We start from the raw sequence: 16,272 nt of genomic DNA on the forward strand, positions 1-16,272 counted from the left end.
CTTATTAAATGGTTACCAAATGAACATAACTTGATACATAAATCACACCTTACTGATTGTATTGTTGCAAATTGGCAACATTTTAACTTATTGATTTTTATGTGTTTAATTTATCAATAATTAGATGTGTTGCTATTTGGCAACACATTTTAAGCTGGTTTTTAGATGATTTCGCAAATTAAAAATGTAAAGCATTGTTTTTAATGCTTTTTTCAAAGTTGGCACCAAAGTTGGAATATCCTAGTTGTCAGTGCGAAAGCATAAAACGCTAACAAGCTTAACAAATGTATTTTGGGTTAAGCAAAAATTAATCGATTTCCAATTTAGGGGGAAATACCAATGCAGATCAGAGCAATTGCATATGTAACAGCGGTTCTTGGTGCAGCAGCACTTAACACTCAAGCAAGCACTTTATTCAGTGAATTAGACCTAAATAATGATGGCTATATCTCTGAAGTAGAAGCGGGTGTGAACAGCATTTTATCAGCAGCATTCGAAGAGCTAGACGTTAATGAAGACGCAAAGCTAAGTAAAGAAGAGTTTGCAGCCTTTAAAGGCGAATAAATTAAAACAATGGGGAAGTGCGCTACTTTCCAATTTATTTGAATACCCAAAAGTAAAGATGAAAGGAAATTAAAATGAAAAAATTAGTAATGTCAGTAATGGTAGTTGCAAGTTCATTTTCAGTAGTTGCAGCTGATGATTTCGCATCATTTGATGTTGATGGTAACGGTGCAATTAGCATTGAAGAAGCGGCTACAAACGAAGCACTTTCTGAGCAATTCAAATCTCTTGATACTGATGGCAATGGCGAGTTAAGCAAAGACGAGTTTGCCTCTTTTAAAGGCGAGTAATCGCCAATCGAAAGTTCGATACTTTCAAACCAGTTTAGATACCCAAAGTGAAGATGAAGGAAGTTAAAAAATGAAAAAATTAGTTATGTCAGTATTTGTTATCGCAAGTTCATTCTCAGCTATTGCAGCAGACGACTTTGCAACATTAGATGTTGATAACAGCGGCACTATTAGCAAAGAAGAAGCGATGCAAAATGTATCTTTAGTTCACCAGTTTAAAGACTTAGATGCAGACAGTAATGGCGAATTAAGCAAGGAAGAATTTGCTAACTTTAAAGCGTCATAACGTTTAAGGCTCTAGATATCCGTTTTACAGTCGGGCTTACTTTACTCCTTGTCAATCAGTATGCCGAGTGAGTCCGACTTTTTTTAATTCAAAAAGTAGTATGTGAAATGAAAAAGGCAGTTATTCTCGCTATATCAATGTATGTAATGTTATTTGTCACAGTAAAAGCCGTTGCAGATGAAGAGTTTGCTTTGTTCGATTCTGACAACAACGGCACCATTAGTTTAGAAGAAGCCAAAATTAATCACACACTACTTGAACAATTTACACATTTAGACCGTGATAATAATGGTGAATTAAGCCCACAAGAATTTGCCAAATTCACAGGATAATCCCAAATCAACCCTCCCTAGTGCGGCCTGAACTATTTTTTGTTGGACATGAATACTTTTACGGTCGCACTATTTATATCTTTGCCTGAAAAATATCTTTTCTTTTGATATGGCTTATATAAGCTGTTTATATCGTTAATTTTAATAACAAATACCATGACGCCAGCAATTAAAGCGTTAGAAAAAGCCAAAGTTGGATTTTCTGTGCACCAGTACGAACACGACAGTAATGCACCATCGTACGGTTTGGAAGCAAGTGAAAAATTAGGTGTAGCTACAGATAAAGTATTTAAAACCTTAGTCACCAACCTTGATAGTGGCGATTTAGTGGTTGCGATTATTCCCGTCGATCAAAAATTAAATCTAAAAGCTGTGGCGAAGGCGAGTAAAGCAAAAAAAGCAAAAATGGCTGATCCGATAGATGTAGAACGCGCTACAGGGTATGTTTTAGGTGGGGTGAGTCCTCTAGGCCAAAAAAAGCGCCTTAAAACCCTGCTTGATGAATCAGCTAAAGCGCAATCAACCATTTATATCAGTGCAGGTCGTCGCGGTCTTGAAGTTGAATTAAGTGCCACTGATCTTCTTAAAATCACTAATGGGCAATTTGCGCAGTTAAAAGCTGAGTAAGTTGACTACCAAAGCAATAACTACAAATATTTGTCATTGAAGTTTCATAATTCCATACAATTTTTTGTGATTAAATAATCTGGACTATACCAGATTGGAAAAGATGAAATGAATGAATACTTGTTATTGACGCCGGGCCCACTCTCAACCAGTGAGACAGTTAAACAGGCAATGCTTAAAGATTGGTGTACCTGGGATGACGACTATAACATTGAGATTGTAGAGGCGATCCGTGCAAAACTCACCGCACTTGCGAGTAACACTTACGATTATACCAGTGTATTAATGCAAGGTAGTGGCACTGCAAGCGTTGAATCAGCACTTGGCAGTTTAATTAAAAATACCGATAAACTGCTTATTATCAATAATGGCGCTTATGGTAAGCGCATCGCTGAAATAGCAAAGTACCTAAATATCAATGCAATAGTGCTTAATTTAAATGAGACTCAGCTGCCAGATATGGCAGAAGTTGAAGAGCAATTACAAGCGCAAAGTGATATTACTCATATTGCAATGGTGCACTGCGAAACCACCACGGGCATGCTTAACCCGGTTGCAGAAATGGGCGCCCTTGCTAAAAAATACAATAAAACCTTTATATTAGATGCAATGAGCAGCTTTGGTGGTATTGAGCTTGATATGGCTGAACTAAACATAGATGTGCTTATAAGCTCTGCTAATAAATGTATTCAAGGTGTACCGGGTTTTGGTTTTGTGATTGTTAAAAAGGCAATTATTGAAAAATGCCAAGGTATTGCACGTTCACTTAGCTTAGATTTGTACGCGCAGTGGAAAACCATGGAAGAACACAATGGTAAGTGGCGTTTCACGTCACCGACTCATGTGGTAAGAGCTTTCCATCAAGCGCTTTTGGAACTAGAAGAGGAAGGTGGTGTAAAAGCCCGCTATAACCGCTACAAAACAAATCAACAGCGTTTAGTTGATGGTATGCAAGCACTTGGTTTTACCACCTTGCTAGCGAAAGAGCTTCATTCGCCGATTATCACCTCGTTTTATTCACCAAAGAGTAATCAATATAACTTTGGCCTTTTTTACAGTGCGTTAAAAGAGCAAGGGTTTGTGATTTATCCAGGGAAAGTATCTGATGCCGATTGCTTTCGTATTGGCAATATTGGCGAAATTTACCCAAATGATATTGACCAACTACTTAGCGCAATAGAGCGCAGTCGATTTTGGTTAGAAGCATAAAAAAATAGCTTCATTAGGTAAAAGGTAATAGCCAAACACTATTACCTTTTTGCTTGTTAGCTAACTGTCGTTTGATTGCGTCCCGCTTGTTTTGAGGCATAAAGTGCCTTATCAGCAGTATCTATATTTTCGTCTATAGAATTAGCTTCTTGAAATTGTGTTAATCCCACACTAATGGTTAATGGTCCATACAGTTTATCTTTTGACTGTTCGGTTACCGCATGACGAATGCGCTCTGCGATTTGAAAGGCAGCGTTACTATCAGTATTAGTCAAAAAAATAAAAAACTCTTCACCACCATAACGACAACTAATGTCGTATTCGCGCGTGCAGTATTGTATTTGATCAGCAACGAGCTTAATTGCATCGTCTCCTTGTTGGTGACCATGTTGATCATTCACTTTTTTAAAGTGATCAATATCTAACATTAACACCGAGCATGTTTGCTTATTGCGCTTAGCTAATGCCAATTGATTATTAACAAGATTGTAAACCGCTGTGCGATTATATAAGCCCGTTAACGCGTCTTGTGTTGCTAAGGCTTTATATTTTAATGTGAGGTTGATCAGTTGGCTGGTGAATATAAACACCGTCAGAACCAAAATGAGCGATGAGAAATAAACAAGTGGATAATAAAAGTCTGTTTCAAAGTATTCACGGCGGCTAATACCACTGGGAAGATTATAGAGTTCATAAAATATTACTAACAGTAATATCACTAGGAAGATTGCTAACCCTTTATCTGCTTGGTTGGGATTTTCCGCTCTTACTAAGCTTATAAGTGAAATACAAAGACAAAAGGCCGAAAATGCCATGGTGTAAAAGACATGACTTTCATTAAACATCAGCGCACATGTAAACAGGATAAAAGAGGCCATGAGAAGGCGGCTAAGATTGCTACTACCGCTTTTCTTGCAGATGGTTAGGCCAAAAAGTACAGACGTTATCGTGCCAAATATGTCCTCTAAGTACCAACCTGTATTTATTATTTCAAAAGGGGGCTGATTTAAAAAATAAAAGAACAATAAGGAGCTAATAAAGTAGCCAAAGAGGTAGGGTGTTTCTTTGTTGTCTTTCACAACTGAGCGTAAAATAAAAAGTGCGAAAATACAGGCGATGATCTCGATAGTGGTACTCACACCCACTGTCTCTTGGTAACTAATACTCATTCATTCTGCCGCTGTGTAATTAATAGTCTGAGTTTATTAAAAATTCAACAGAATTAAAATGTTGGTTACAAAATTAATGGTAAATCTTAAATAACTTGAAGCCAACTTAATTGGTTTTTTATTGGCCAATTACAATCATTTCAATGGCATCATGTAGCCAGTATTCAATGTTGTAATCGATTAAAATACCGCTTGTTTCATAACGCTGACGAATCACTTTTAAACACGGCGCGCCGCTATTTTTTTCAAGGCTTTTTGCAACATCATCTGGCAGAACGGTAACACTTATTACGCATTCTTCGTTGTTAATATTCACATGATAATGTGAGGTCATAATGGTGGTGATTGAGCCATTGAGCGGTTGTGATTCTAAATCATCAAAACGGCTGGCATCGCAGTTAATCTGCTCAAACATAATGGGTCGGCCATCAAGGCTGCGAACACGCTCGATTTTATATAACGTATCTCCACTAAAGTGCTGGTTAAGCGACAGATTTTCTTGTTTCTCGATACTCAATACATGGGTGTTTGGCGTAAAGCCTTGCTCTTGCGCTAATTGATAAAAATTAACCTTAGTAGCAGGTCGCCACTTAAGTTTATTGGGTGTAACAAACCAGCCGCGACGTTTTTTAATGCTTCACGCACAGTAATACGAGTAGAGTTAAAATGTTCTTGCAGCGTGCGCTCAGATGGCAGTTTATCACCAATAGCAAGTTCACCATTGGCGATATGTGTTTGAATATACTTTTGTATTTTTTGATATAGCAACATAGAAAGCGGCTTTTAAAATCTGCAGAAAACGAGGCCTATGCTATTAGGCCTAAGAAATATGTCAAGCGTATGAATCGCGCGTTAATTTGTATCTGCTTTTGCAGCAGCACCGGAAAGCTTAGCTAAGTAATTATCGAGTTTAGATGGTGCTAAATTATTATCCTCTGCGCGCTCTTTTCGCCTGATGCCGTTGCGAATGACATAAGCGCCAAGTGTTCGAAAGGGCTCGATGGGAAGACGTTCAAGCTTTTGGTTTACAAGGCCACACTTTTGCCATTCATCGTTCGTATTTAAAAGCATAGACGCAAGAATTTGCCCGCCTAAATAGGATTGCACCACACCATTACCCGAATAACCTGCTGCAACCACTACATTTTTATCGCTCTCTTGGAAAAATGGAAAGCCGCTTACGCTGCGATCCGATGGGCCTGTCCAGGTGCGGTCAATTTCAAAGCCATGATCGCCAAAGAAATAATTAAGTGAGTGTTGTAGCTCAGCTTGATATTGGCTGGGTGCGTTGAATTTATCACTCATCTGATTGGCAAAACTAAAATAGTTACCGCCTTTACCTAGCATTAAACGACCATCGATTGTTGTGCGGTAATAATTAACAAAGATACGCGAATCGATCACTGCTGCACCATGGTTAAGATTAAGTGTTTTTAGCCTTTCAGGCATAGGTTTAGTTATCACCATATCGGATGATACCAACACAACATTTCTTGAAAATTGTGGCATTAAACTTGGTAACCAAGCATTGACAGCAAATAACAATTTTTCAGTATTAAGGGTTTTTATTGAATGATTTTTATCGCTATAACTAGCGCTAATAGTCTCTTCTTGTTTTGCCTTTGCGTGGGAAATATAACGAGTAGATTCACTTATTATTATGCCCATTTCAATAGCAATACGGCGTAGCCCACGAACCAGTTTAGCCGGTTGCACACTGCCAGCGTGAGGTGAAAAGAGCGCCTGTTGATTCTGCCGTGATCCAGTATGTTTTAGCTGCTCTTTATTTACCACTTGCCATTGATTAAGCGAAACACTGTCAAGGGCATTAAGACAGGGTGTAAGCACATCTTGCTGCGCAGCATTGGATGCAGTGATATAACAGCCATCAACACGTAAATCACAGTCAATATTATGTTCTTTTGCGAATTTGGATATTGCATGAACGGCGTTTTCAGATTGTTGCACTAGCCACTTGGCTTGTGACTCACCAAAGCGTTTTTTCAAACTTAAATACTTGGTTGACCACGTCAGCATGGCGCCGCCATTTCGACCCGAAGCACCTTGGCCACATAAATCTTTTTCAAGGATCACAATACGCGTTTTTGGCGCGCGTTGTTTTATGGTTATTGCCGTCCAAAGTCCGGTAAATCCGCCACCAATAATCGCAATGTCATAAGGGTTTTCATCAATACTAGCCGAAGAAACAGAGGTTGTTTCTTCAGCCATTGCTTGATCAAACCAAAAGGGTTGATACGTCATTAAGGGCGTTCGCCTCTTGCTAATCGTGCATTAATCTCAAAAAGTACCGGTTCAATATCGGCTAAGCTATTAATCACGAAATGAGCACCTGCACTTGATAATTGGGCATATGCTTCGCGTGTTAAATCGCTTTGCTCACTTGCTGATAATGCTTGCCACTCTTCCTCACTTTTGCCCACAGCATTGCCCGTCAGTGCTACACCCACTGTCCACATGCCCGCATTTAATCCTTCCAAAATACCGGGGACTGAGTCATCGACTTTTACACAGTGATTAACTGAATTAATCGCAAGCTTGTTAACATTTTCCAATGCCATCCAAGGACCGGGGCGAGAGCCCGCTGTTAACTCGTCACTTGCAACGCAGTAATCAGGGCGATAGCCGTGCTCAGCTGCGGCAATTTCAAGTTCGGTCATAACTTCGCGCGGGTAGCCTGAACAGCTGCCGATTTTGACTCCTTTTGCTTGTAAGCGTTGGAGCACTGGTAGCACACCTTCGATAGGTGCTGAGCGATCCGCAACTTTGGCTTTTTGCAGCGGCATAAAGGTTTGGTAAATATGGTCAATTTGCTCGGTGGTCATTGCCTTACCAAACTGTTCACACCAACGGCGTTTAACACTGTCGAGCTTGCCAAGTGATTCGATATGATCCCATTTACCCATGCCCATTGGAATTCGTGCTTCTTCGAGCGTGATGTCAAAATCATAAGCCGATTTAAACGCTTCAACAAAGATGGTAGTGGGTGCAATTGAGCCATAGTCAACAACGGTGCCAGCCCAATCGAGAATAAGCGCTTCTACTTGTTTCATAAATAGTCCTTAATGAGTTGGTGCGAGCGACTTAGCATTAAGTGCTCGTTTAGAGGTGTATTTGTTAGATAAAATAATGCTGAAGTAGCAAAGGGAGCTGATGACCAATACGCTTGCAACCGCACAGATCCAGTAACTGGTAGCAATAAAGTAGCTCAGCCATGACAGCTCAGGCTCGGCAAAGGTGCGATACAGCAAAATACTGACCGAGCCGATATATCCTGCAGAATCAGCTAAATAGAGTAGAAAACCCACATTGGCAACACCGCCCACGGCGGCAATCATGCGGTCGAATAAAAAGCAGTTGTAGGGGATATACGCGATATAAAGCCCTGCGCCAAGTAACACCATCCAGGCTTTGGCATCTAATAGGCCCAATTCAAAACCATAAGTGCTGGCACCAAGTAACAATGTACCAAATAAGATAAAACCATGATTAACTAAAAACGCGGTTTTGTTGTTTTTAATCAGTACCATCATGGCAAGGGCAATCAGCACGATAAATGAAATGCGAATGCCTGCGTAAGCAAAAATGGTTGGCTCTTCGCCATAACCTAACGCCATCCACAGCTCTGCTTGAAAGTTATCTAAAAAGTCACGAAAGCCTGTGAAAAGTAAAAAGCTTAAAACGAGCGCTGTAATACCAAACCAATATTGTTTAAAGAAATTAAACCGTGCTTTACCATCCATTGGTGTGCGTTTTTGCCTTGCAGCAATATCGCTTTGATCAGGTTTTGGAATGGCGTTTAAACACACAACACTGAGCAGCAATAAGGGTAAAAAGAGTAGGCCAGTTAGGGCAGGCATCCATAACTCTGAAACGCCTAGGTTGTTGGTAATAAAGCGGCCAACGGTTTTCACAACACCGGATGATAAAATAAAGGTGATACTTAAAATGGCACCGAGGATTTCGGTGGTGCGTCTACCTTCTAAATAACTAAAGACGACCCCCCAAATCATGCCAAGAGATAAACCATTAAAAAATAGGCAAATAATGTTTAGGCCAATTGGCAATAGTGCAAATAACACCAGCGAGATCTCTGCGCCTAAGATCATTAAAATTATGGCTTTGGCTCGCTGATTAGATTGCATTTCGGAAATCACTTTTACACCGATAAATTTTGCTAGCATGTAACCAAATACCTGGCTTAATACTAGCGCCACTTTAAAGCTTACAAGCCAGTTTTCTTGCTCAAATGCAAGATAGCTTGATGCGGCAAATGGCTTTCGAAATGCGTACATACAAAAATAAGTCATAAAGGCAGCTGAGGCTGCGAATAATACGAACGCGGGGCCTTGTGTCTTTTGTAACCAGTTAGCATTTTTAAACAACATAATACGTCTCGACTGCGTTTGAAAAAGGGTGCAAAGCAGGTGCTTTGCAACCTCGGTACTATCAACAAATCAGTGTTAATTTAGGGCAATTTATTCGGGAACCCATTGTGATAGTGTTCTGTGAACTTAATGTGTAACCAAAGGGGTTAAGTTTGCACTGTGATGCACCCTTACCCCTGTTAGCTTTTTCGCGTTAAAAACATTCGTTAAAACTTCGTTTTAACGTTTGTTAGAAACGATAATTAAGGCCGAGCATGCCGCGAATACCGTAGTATTCAACTTGCAATGGACGACCTTGCTGACCTTGGTAATACATTAAGGGTTCGTTAGTTAAGTTATTAATCTCAAGGTAAACCATGGCATCGTCATTAATTTGATACGAGGTAGTGAAGTCAACGCTGGTATAGTCACCGTAGTAACTGTCGCTTTGTTTATCACTGCCGTGCTCTTCAATGTATTCGCCTTTGTGGTTCACAGCTAAACGCGCAGCAAAGAATGTGTTGTCGTAGTAAAGGGTAATGTTAAATAATTCATCGGCTTGGCGAGGGATGCTAACGACGTCATCGCGCTCTGGGATGGTCATTTCTGAATCCATAAAAGTCGCATTTGCCATTACCCCAAAGTTCTCAAGGCTTGGCGCGATAAAACCAAAATCACGATTAAACGCAAGTTCTAATCCCACTAACGATGCGTTGTCGCCATTTTCTGGTCGAATTAAATTAACGCCTTCACGGCCGTTGTAACTGCCAATGGAACTGCTTTGGAAGATTGGATCTTCAATATCTTTATAGAACACACCGGCTGACACTAAACCAAGGCGGTCAAAGTAATGTTCAAACATCACATCAATGTTGTTTGAATAGGTTGGATCGAGTTCTGGGTTACCTGAAAACAGTTGGTTATCTGCTTCTAGGTAAGTTGCACCTGGTGATAATGAGCCAAAATCCGGACGGGCAAAAGTGCGCGTGAGCGCTAAACGCCAATTGGTCATATCACTCATTTTATACGTGATATTGAGCGATGGCAGCACAGAGAGATAATCATTCTCGGCCTTACTTTCAACCACTTTGTCTTGATCGGCAAGATAGGTAAAGCCCGATACTTCGGTATCGGTTTGGGTTAAACGCAGGCCACCAAGTATTTCGATTTGTTCATTTGCTTGCCATGTTGCCATAGCGTAAATACTGGCATGTTGCTCGTTTACATCAAAGTTACGACCAAGGGCGCCACCATTTGAAATAAGCGCTGATTCACCAGCATCGAGCTTAAATTTATTACGGTTTTGTGTCCAAAACTGTGCTAACGCATCCGTGGAAGCCACTTGAGAGAACTGGCTTGCGTAATCAATGCTGAGTTCGTTTAAGTAATCATTTCGACCTGGTTGGTCGCTTAACGCAAAGTCAGCAAGGGTAGGCGCATCGCCGTAGTTCTCACTATCCCATGCGTAAAATTCATCAGCAAATTCGGCAACGCGCTCTTTATCACGGTACTTCACACCGAATTTAAGTAATAAGCTGTTATCTAGTTGCCAGTCAAAATCACTGCTGAAAACGATTTTGTCTTTTTCATTAACGAATACCTTGTAGAGCTCTACCCATGCAAGCTTGGTATCGCTTGGTGACATTTGAAAACCATTTGGCAAGTGGTTACTGATGGCATTCCATGGGTCACTGCCGCCGTCCACTTCGTTGTAGGCATAGTTTTTACCTGTGCCACGGTCTTCAAGGCCAACATAGCCAACGTTCTTTTGGTCAAAACGTACAATAAAGTAACTATTGTCTTCACCATTTGGCATATCGCCGTAGCGGAACTCATTTTCGTAACTCGACAGTGACCAAGAAAGTGTTTTATCAAAACCAAAATAATGTTCACCAGCAAGTTCACCGCCACGCATTTCGGTGATAAGTTCATTGCGAATGTGCTGTACTTCAACGCGGTCTTTGTCAAAGCGCATACGATGTTTGTAATGGGTTTCATCGTCGATTAAGGTACCGTACATTGCGCTGGCACTGACTTTACCCTGATCTAAGGTGTACTCTAAAGAGCCATTTAAACCGTAGGTTTCGCGTGTGCCTGTGTAGTCTCGAAGCTCTAAACGACGAATACCAATACCATCATTTCCGCGACGAGGTTCAAAGTTATCCGTCGCCCAATCACGTTTCCATGCAGTGGCATTAATTAGATAACCGAGTTTGTCATCGGCTACACGGTCGCCATATAGCACACTCGCAGAGTAGTTAGTGCCTTCGGCAAGTTCATTTGCACCCAGCGCAATATTGGTATTTAAGGTAAATTCGTCAGGGGCTTTTTTGGTGATGAAATTAACGTTACCACCAATTGCATCACCTTCCATATCCGGTGTTATGGCTTTTGATACTTCAACAAATTCAATGAGTTCACTTGGAAAGAAATCAAATGCGGTAGCACGGCTGGTGGTTTCTTCTTCAGCGGTTGGTAAGCGATTACCATTAATTGATGCTGAGCTCCATTGTGATGGTAAACCGCGCACAGCTACAAAACGGCCTTCACCTTGGTCGCGCTCAATGGAAATCCCCGGAATACGCTGTACTGCTTCTGCTGCATTTCGGTCTGGTAATTTGCCAATGCCGTCACTTGATATCACATTGATAATATTGCTGGCATTTTTTTGGCTGTTAGCTGCAGCCATTTCGCCACGTTGAATTTGACCAATCGCAACCACTTCTTCAATTTCATTGTTGGTGTTGTTTGCATTGAGGAAAATGGTTTCAAGTACTTTCATTTCATCATCTTTAACAGAAACGCTCAGTAACTTTGTTTGGTAACCCATATAATTAACTTCCAGTTGATACGTACCCGGTGTTAATTTAGGAAGTTCAAAGCGGCCATTAAAGTCGGTAACGGCACTGTTATTAGTACCAACGACTTTCACCATGGCACCTGGCAGTGTTGCATGTTGATCTTTTACAACGCCTGTCAGTTTTGCTTCGGCGGCAAAAATGTGGGGGCTTGTTATCAGCAGTATACTGGCGGCAATACGCGATATATTTTTCATGTTAAGGCTTCTCAGTTAGTAAAATTATTATGGTCTAGACCAGAAACTGAAAAACAGTCTAACGAGGGTTTTTTACAAATCGGTTACGCTTGTGTGAAAAATAGAAAATCGACTGAGTTTTTTATTTAACCTGAACTTGGGATAAGAAGTTAACTAACAATTTTTAATACATATATATTTTTATTTAAGCCTTCTAGCTTGATAATTTTTCTTAGTACAAGGCAAATTTGTGCGTCAATAGCGAGTCTATTGCAAACAAATTTAACGCAGTAATAAGTAAAAGTAGCTGCTAGAAAGTAATTTGTTATTCCTAGCTCAGGTTATTTAATACATTGATTTTAAATAGATAAATTCAAGCAGTGACAAAGGACGTAGGTTGTAACTGCTTGTTAGGAATTTTTTTAGAGTCTTCCAGCAAAGTGAAACAGCAAAAAAGCCTTATTAGATTTGTTATACCAATAAACTAGCGGGCCTTGGATTTGCTAATAAATCTGCAAACACCTGCCAAACAGAGGTTTTATCTTGCATATTGGCATGTTTTTCAATGTAGGCTTTAACAATATCTTGGCCGAGGTTGTAATTAAGTACATAGGCACGGTTTGCTTTAATAAACCCTAAGCGCTGTGTTGCACGCTCTTTACTCACTAAGGTGTATTTAACTAATAAATCGATTGCGAGTTGCTCTGATATTTCGCCATCGAGTAAACGTTTAGCGACCATGTTGTCAGCATAAGAGAGTTTTTGCATTAGCGTTTGTACTTCATAATAGCGCTCAGCTTGTGAGACATCGAGACCGGCAAGCACGAAGAGCACTTCTTTTTCAAATACCATGCGCTCATGCTTTGGAAAAACCACTTCAATGCCATAGTTAGCAGAGCCTTCGGCAAGCAGTGACATAGGGGAAAATAATGGATAAACACAATATTCCATCCAACCTTTTTCGTTTACTAGGTGTTTTTCCATCAATGAGTTAAACACATGGTGGCCGGGATAGCCTTCATGGGCAGCTAAATCGACCGCACGTGAAATATAAATAGGGAAGTCTGTATTCATTTGAATCAGGCTAAAGTTATCGCCTTTATACCAGTTATAACCACTCCAAATTTGGTCTGTTACATACTCCAGCTGAAAATTCTCGTTATCTGCGAGGGGAATAAATTGTTTGGTAATCTCGCGTGAACGCGCTACTGCGGCTTTAAATACGTCATCGAGTTTGTTTTTGGGGATTTCAAATTGTGCGTTAAATGCCACCATGCGTTCGCTTAAAGTACCATCACCTGGCACTAGTTTTTCCAGTTCTAACAATACTTCATCAAAATCAGATTCTGTCTTATTTGGCGAAATGGCGTCGTATAACGCAAGCGACTCATCATCGAATTTCGGTGCATTGCCCGAAATCACATTTATAAAGGTTAGCATTGATTCACTTTGCTTTAATAAAAAGGTATGTCTGAGTGTTTCGCTTTCACTTGGTGTTGTATTTTTTAAGGTATCTACAAGCTTTTTAACCTGCTTTTGAATAGCTTCAAGCGGCTCTTTCGTTGTGGGTTGCCAGTCACTTGGGCCATAGTAAGCGTCAACATAGTGTGGATGATGAAGGCCAATTGCCAGTACTAGCTTTACGTATTGCTCTGCAAGGGGATTTAATGACATCGCTAACTCATTTTAAACGTTAAAGAGGTTTGTATCTTAACGAATTTTGAAATTGTATACAATTAATGGAGGGGTAAGCGTAACTTAAATTACTGCAAATATTGCTAAAGCGATGTTGGTCAAAGAAGGTTTAGGCCAAGGTAACATGACAGACTTCTTATCAGTCAGCTTTTCATCGAATGATTATGTGATTCATGTGTTTGGTCCTTCGTCGCAAGGAGCTGAACATAACCTAGTGAGACTAGATAGCACCTTAGCTGAATTCTTTAAGTAGCTTGATAACCAGGTTGGATTAGAAAATACCTTAATTGTACTTTCTGCGGATCATGGTGCACCTGAAAGTGCAGATTATGCGCATACTCTGGGTATTGATCATGCCAGTTATTTTGCAATTGATACGCTTATTAATGACGATATTAAATTGGCTGTTAAAAATCGTTTTGGTCTGACAGACAAAGTATTTCGCACATATACACATCCTTATGTGTATTTAGATAAAGACTATATTGCTAGTAAAAATGTAAAACTGGCTGATGTACAAACCTTTGTCGCAGGGCTTATACGAAAACAACAGGGCGTTTATACAGCATATGCCGAAACCGAGATTTTACGAAATCAATTAACGCCTTCGCGAATAGCACGTTTGGTATCGAATAATCATTTTGACGGTAGTTCAGGTGACATTTATATCGTGCTCAATAAACGAGGATATGTGAATGATTTTGATGGCTTAACAGTATCATCAACCCATGGCTCAGTGTGGCAGCACGACACGCATGTGCCGATTATTTTTGCAGGCTATGGCATAAAGCAACAAACGATTTACCGTGCTGTAACCCCTTATGATATTGCACCTACATTAGCGCTTAGTGCAAATACCACTATACCCAGTGGTGCAATTGGAGAGCCACTTGTTGAAGTATTAACGGGGAAATAGAGGCTTTTTCAAATAAAAAAAGACCCTTTTGAGATTACACTTTAAATTGAGCCACTTGATTTTTAAGTTCACTGGCGAGGGCTGCTAATTCGGTACTTGCACTACTCGTACTGGCTGCTTCTTGTGCTGTATTATCTGAAATGGTCGAAATATTCACAACATTTCGATTTATTTCTTCATTCACACTGGTTTGCTCTTCAGCTGCTGTGGCAATTTGCGCTGCCATATCATTAATAGTTGCAACAGCAGCTGTTATTAAGTCTAGTGCCTCACCTGCTTGAGATGCGTTGGCAACGCTGTTTTCTGCTTGTTGTTTGCTTTGTTCCATTAGTAAAACAGCATCTTTACTGCCACTTTGTAAGCTTTCAATCATTTGCTGAATTTCTTGGATTGAGCTTTCGGTGCGAGAAGCGAGAGAGCGGACTTCATCAGCTACAACAGCAAACCCACGCCCTTGCTCGCCAGCACGAGCTGCTTCAATCGCAGCATTGAGTGCTAATAAGTTTGTTTGCTCGGCAATGCCACGAATAACATCCAGTACACGTCCAATTTCTTGGCTATCGTTTGATAGTTTATCAATTGAAAGGGATGCAGTATCAATTTGTTGTGCAAGCTTATCGATACTCGCAACGGTTGATGAAACTACCTGTTGGCCGTTTTCGGCCTGATTATTGGCATCTATTGCACCTGATGCTGTGTCAGCAGCATTACGCGATACTTCATTGGCAGTAATCGCCATTTCATTCATGGCAGTTGCAACCATATCGGTTTCTTGTCGTTGTTCAGTTATAAGTGAGCTGGTGTTTTCACTAGACTGTGCCAACATATTGGATGATTGATGTACTTGCTCACTGGCATTCACGACTTGTTGGAGAGTTGTGTGAAAATTATCAATTAAAGCGTCAAATGCCTGACTTACCGCGCCTAACTCATCATGTGATACAAGATTAGTACGTTTTGTTAGATCGTTTGAAGATGAGATTTGATTGATTGATTCACGTAATTTAAGTAATGGGCTGATAATGTTTTTGGTAATTATCCAGCTTAAAAAAGCGGCGATAATAGTGACGATAACTGCAAAGTAAATTGATACTGAAACGGAAGATTCGATGCTTTCTGAAGTATTTTGTTCAATGATGCTTTGCTTGCTGTCAATTAAGTCATCAAGCGCTGTGAATTCTTCTCTAGCAGTTGCTGCTAAAGGGCTTAAATCTGATTTGTATTTCTGCCATGCGGTTGTAAGTTCTTGTTTAGATGAATCAGCTGATAATGTTTGTAACAGCTGCAAACTTTGATCTAAAAAACGTGTCGTCGAGGTTTTAGATTGCTTGATCATTTGAGCAAGGCGATTGTCGATATTTGGGTCTATTGCTTGAATAGTTTCAAGAGAATCAAATAAAGTTTTAATATTATTGATTTTGTCTCGCATTTTATTCATGTTTGCATGGTAGTTATCGCCAAGCATTATGCTGCGATTTAAACGAGAAACATAATTAGTGTCACGATTGATTTCAAGCGTGGTTACTTCTAGTGCCACTGCAACTTCACTGTATTTTTTAAAGTTTGCTTTAATTGTTGATAGTTTATAAATCTCAAAAGAAGCAAATAAAATCAATGCAGAGAGTAACGTTCCTGATAGAATATTTATTTTGTTTCGAACAGAAATATTTGAAAGCAATGTGTTCATATGTGCAGTCCATTATTTATTAGTATGATTTATTCTAAACAACAAGTTTAGCCTAACTTATTGTATCGACATATTATC

At 40.0% G+C, this 16,272-nt stretch carries 17 protein-coding genes; 8 read left to right on the plus strand and 9 right to left on the minus strand.

Annotation, left to right across the window (positions count from 1 at the left end):
• Positions 1-339: 339 nt before the first annotated feature.
• From ON073_RS00410 to phnW, 6 genes are all read left to right on the plus strand, one after another.
• The gene (locus ON073_RS00410) at positions 340-564 is read left to right on the plus strand and encodes an EF-hand domain-containing protein (RefSeq protein ID WP_274759884.1); all 225 of its coding nucleotides are present in this window, start codon (positions 340-342) and stop codon (positions 562-564) included.
• A 74-nt stretch (positions 565-638) separates the two neighbouring features.
• Positions 639-854 (plus strand): calmodulin, encoded by a 216-nt coding sequence (locus ON073_RS00415; RefSeq protein ID WP_274759885.1) that lies wholly within the window; start codon positions 639-641, stop codon positions 852-854.
• A 70-nt stretch (positions 855-924) separates the two neighbouring features.
• Complete coding sequence (locus ON073_RS00420; protein WP_274759886.1) at positions 925-1,140, plus strand: EF-hand domain-containing protein; 216 nt, start codon at positions 925-927, stop codon at positions 1,138-1,140.
• Positions 1,141-1,247: 107 nt separating this feature from the next.
• Complete coding sequence (locus tag ON073_RS00425; protein ID WP_274759887.1) at positions 1,248-1,472, plus strand: EF-hand domain-containing protein; 225 nt, start codon at positions 1,248-1,250, stop codon at positions 1,470-1,472.
• A 156-nt stretch (positions 1,473-1,628) separates the two neighbouring features.
• A complete protein-coding gene (gene ybaK / locus ON073_RS00430) occupies positions 1,629-2,099 on the plus strand; it encodes a Cys-tRNA(Pro) deacylase (protein ID WP_274759888.1) in 471 nt (156 codons plus the stop codon).
• A gap of 108 nt (positions 2,100-2,207) precedes the next feature.
• Complete coding sequence (gene phnW, locus ON073_RS00435) at positions 2,208-3,308, plus strand: 2-aminoethylphosphonate--pyruvate transaminase (RefSeq protein ID WP_274759889.1); 1,101 nt, start codon at positions 2,208-2,210, stop codon at positions 3,306-3,308.
• A 56-nt stretch (positions 3,309-3,364) separates the two neighbouring features.
• Here the strand turns inward: phnW and ON073_RS00440 are convergent, their stop codons facing one another.
• The 8 genes from ON073_RS00440 to ON073_RS00475 form a co-directional block, all read right to left on the minus strand.
• A complete protein-coding gene (locus ON073_RS00440) occupies positions 3,365-4,477 on the minus strand; it encodes a GGDEF domain-containing protein (protein WP_274759890.1) in 1,113 nt (370 codons plus the stop codon).
• 118 nt (positions 4,478-4,595) lie between these two features.
• The gene (locus tag ON073_RS00445; RefSeq protein WP_274759891.1) at positions 4,596-4,994 is read right to left on the minus strand and encodes a UTRA domain-containing protein; all 399 of its coding nucleotides are present in this window, start codon (positions 4,992-4,994) and stop codon (positions 4,596-4,598) included.
• Between the two features lie 35 nt (positions 4,995-5,029).
• A complete protein-coding gene (locus tag ON073_RS00450) occupies positions 5,030-5,248 on the minus strand; it encodes a GntR family transcriptional regulator (protein WP_274759892.1) in 219 nt (72 codons plus the stop codon).
• Positions 5,249-5,329: 81 nt separating this feature from the next.
• Positions 5,330-6,739, minus strand: a complete 1,410-nt coding sequence (locus ON073_RS00455) for an FAD-dependent oxidoreductase (protein WP_274759893.1) — start codon at positions 6,737-6,739, stop codon at positions 5,330-5,332.
• Positions 6,739-7,548, minus strand: coding sequence for a phosphonoacetaldehyde hydrolase (gene phnX / locus ON073_RS00460; RefSeq protein ID WP_274759894.1), 810 nt, complete (start codon positions 7,546-7,548; stop codon positions 6,739-6,741). Before phnX ends, ON073_RS00455 begins: the two co-directional genes overlap by 1 nt.
• A gap of 9 nt (positions 7,549-7,557) precedes the next feature.
• A complete protein-coding gene (locus tag ON073_RS00465) occupies positions 7,558-8,805 on the minus strand; it encodes a DUF5690 family protein (protein WP_274759895.1) in 1,248 nt (415 codons plus the stop codon).
• A 307-nt stretch (positions 8,806-9,112) separates the two neighbouring features.
• Positions 9,113-11,917, minus strand: coding sequence for a TonB-dependent receptor (locus ON073_RS00470; protein WP_274759896.1), 2,805 nt, complete (start codon positions 11,915-11,917; stop codon positions 9,113-9,115).
• Between the two features lie 450 nt (positions 11,918-12,367).
• A complete protein-coding gene (locus ON073_RS00475) occupies positions 12,368-13,570 on the minus strand; it encodes a hypothetical protein (protein WP_274759897.1) in 1,203 nt (400 codons plus the stop codon).
• A 112-nt stretch (positions 13,571-13,682) separates the two neighbouring features.
• Between ON073_RS00475 and ON073_RS20520 the strand changes: the two genes are divergently transcribed.
• Entirely contained in the window at positions 13,683-13,844 is a 162-nt protein-coding gene (locus ON073_RS20520) for an alkaline phosphatase family protein (protein WP_342455403.1), read from the plus strand.
• Positions 13,845-13,991: 147 nt separating this feature from the next.
• Positions 13,992-14,507, plus strand: a complete 516-nt coding sequence (locus ON073_RS20525) for a hypothetical protein (RefSeq protein ID WP_342455404.1) — start codon at positions 13,992-13,994, stop codon at positions 14,505-14,507.
• Positions 14,508-14,541: 34 nt separating this feature from the next.
• Here ON073_RS20525 and ON073_RS00485 read toward each other — a convergent pair whose 3' ends face one another.
• A complete protein-coding gene (locus ON073_RS00485; RefSeq protein ID WP_274759898.1) occupies positions 14,542-16,194 on the minus strand; it encodes a methyl-accepting chemotaxis protein in 1,653 nt (550 codons plus the stop codon).
• Between the last annotated feature and the right edge of the window lie 78 nt (positions 16,195-16,272).

The sequence above is a fragment of the Pseudoalteromonas sp. G4 genome (genome assembly GCF_028875915.1).
In the GTDB taxonomy this organism is placed as follows: domain Bacteria; phylum Pseudomonadota; class Gammaproteobacteria; order Enterobacterales; family Alteromonadaceae; genus Pseudoalteromonas.

Bases quoted from the DNA above. Each gene is read 5' to 3' on its own strand.
- ON073_RS00475 (WP_274759897.1), bottom strand. From the start codon at position 13,570: ATGTCATTAAATCCCCTTGCAGAGCAATACGTAAAGCTAGTACTGGCA.
- ON073_RS00425 (WP_274759887.1), top strand. From the start codon at position 1,248: ATGAAAAAGGCAGTTATTCTCGCTATATCAATGTATGTAATGTTATTT.
- ON073_RS00470 (WP_274759896.1), bottom strand. From the start codon at position 11,917: ATGAAAAATATATCGCGTATTGCCGCCAGTATACTGCTGATAACAAGC.
- ON073_RS20520 (WP_342455403.1), top strand. From the start codon at position 13,683: ATGTTGGTCAAAGAAGGTTTAGGCCAAGGTAACATGACAGACTTCTTA.
- ON073_RS00465 (WP_274759895.1), bottom strand. From the start codon at position 8,805: ATGACTTATTTTTGTATGTACGCATTTCGAAAGCCATTTGCCGCATCA.
- ON073_RS00450 (WP_274759892.1), bottom strand. From the start codon at position 5,248: ATGTTGCTATATCAAAAAATACAAAAGTATATTCAAACACATATCGCC.
- phnW (WP_274759889.1), top strand. From the start codon at position 2,208: ATGAATGAATACTTGTTATTGACGCCGGGCCCACTCTCAACCAGTGAG.
- ON073_RS00410 (WP_274759884.1), top strand. From the start codon at position 340: ATGCAGATCAGAGCAATTGCATATGTAACAGCGGTTCTTGGTGCAGCA.
- ON073_RS00440 (WP_274759890.1), bottom strand. From the start codon at position 4,477: ATGAGTATTAGTTACCAAGAGACAGTGGGTGTGAGTACCACTATCGAG.
- ybaK (WP_274759888.1), top strand. From the start codon at position 1,629: ATGACGCCAGCAATTAAAGCGTTAGAAAAAGCCAAAGTTGGATTTTCT.
- ON073_RS00455 (WP_274759893.1), bottom strand. From the start codon at position 6,739: ATGACGTATCAACCCTTTTGGTTTGATCAAGCAATGGCTGAAGAAACA.
- ON073_RS00415 (WP_274759885.1), top strand. From the start codon at position 639: ATGAAAAAATTAGTAATGTCAGTAATGGTAGTTGCAAGTTCATTTTCA.
- phnX (WP_274759894.1), bottom strand. From the start codon at position 7,548: ATGAAACAAGTAGAAGCGCTTATTCTCGATTGGGCTGGCACCGTTGTT.
- ON073_RS00485 (WP_274759898.1), bottom strand. From the start codon at position 16,194: ATGAACACATTGCTTTCAAATATTTCTGTTCGAAACAAAATAAATATT.
- ON073_RS00420 (WP_274759886.1), top strand. From the start codon at position 925: ATGAAAAAATTAGTTATGTCAGTATTTGTTATCGCAAGTTCATTCTCA.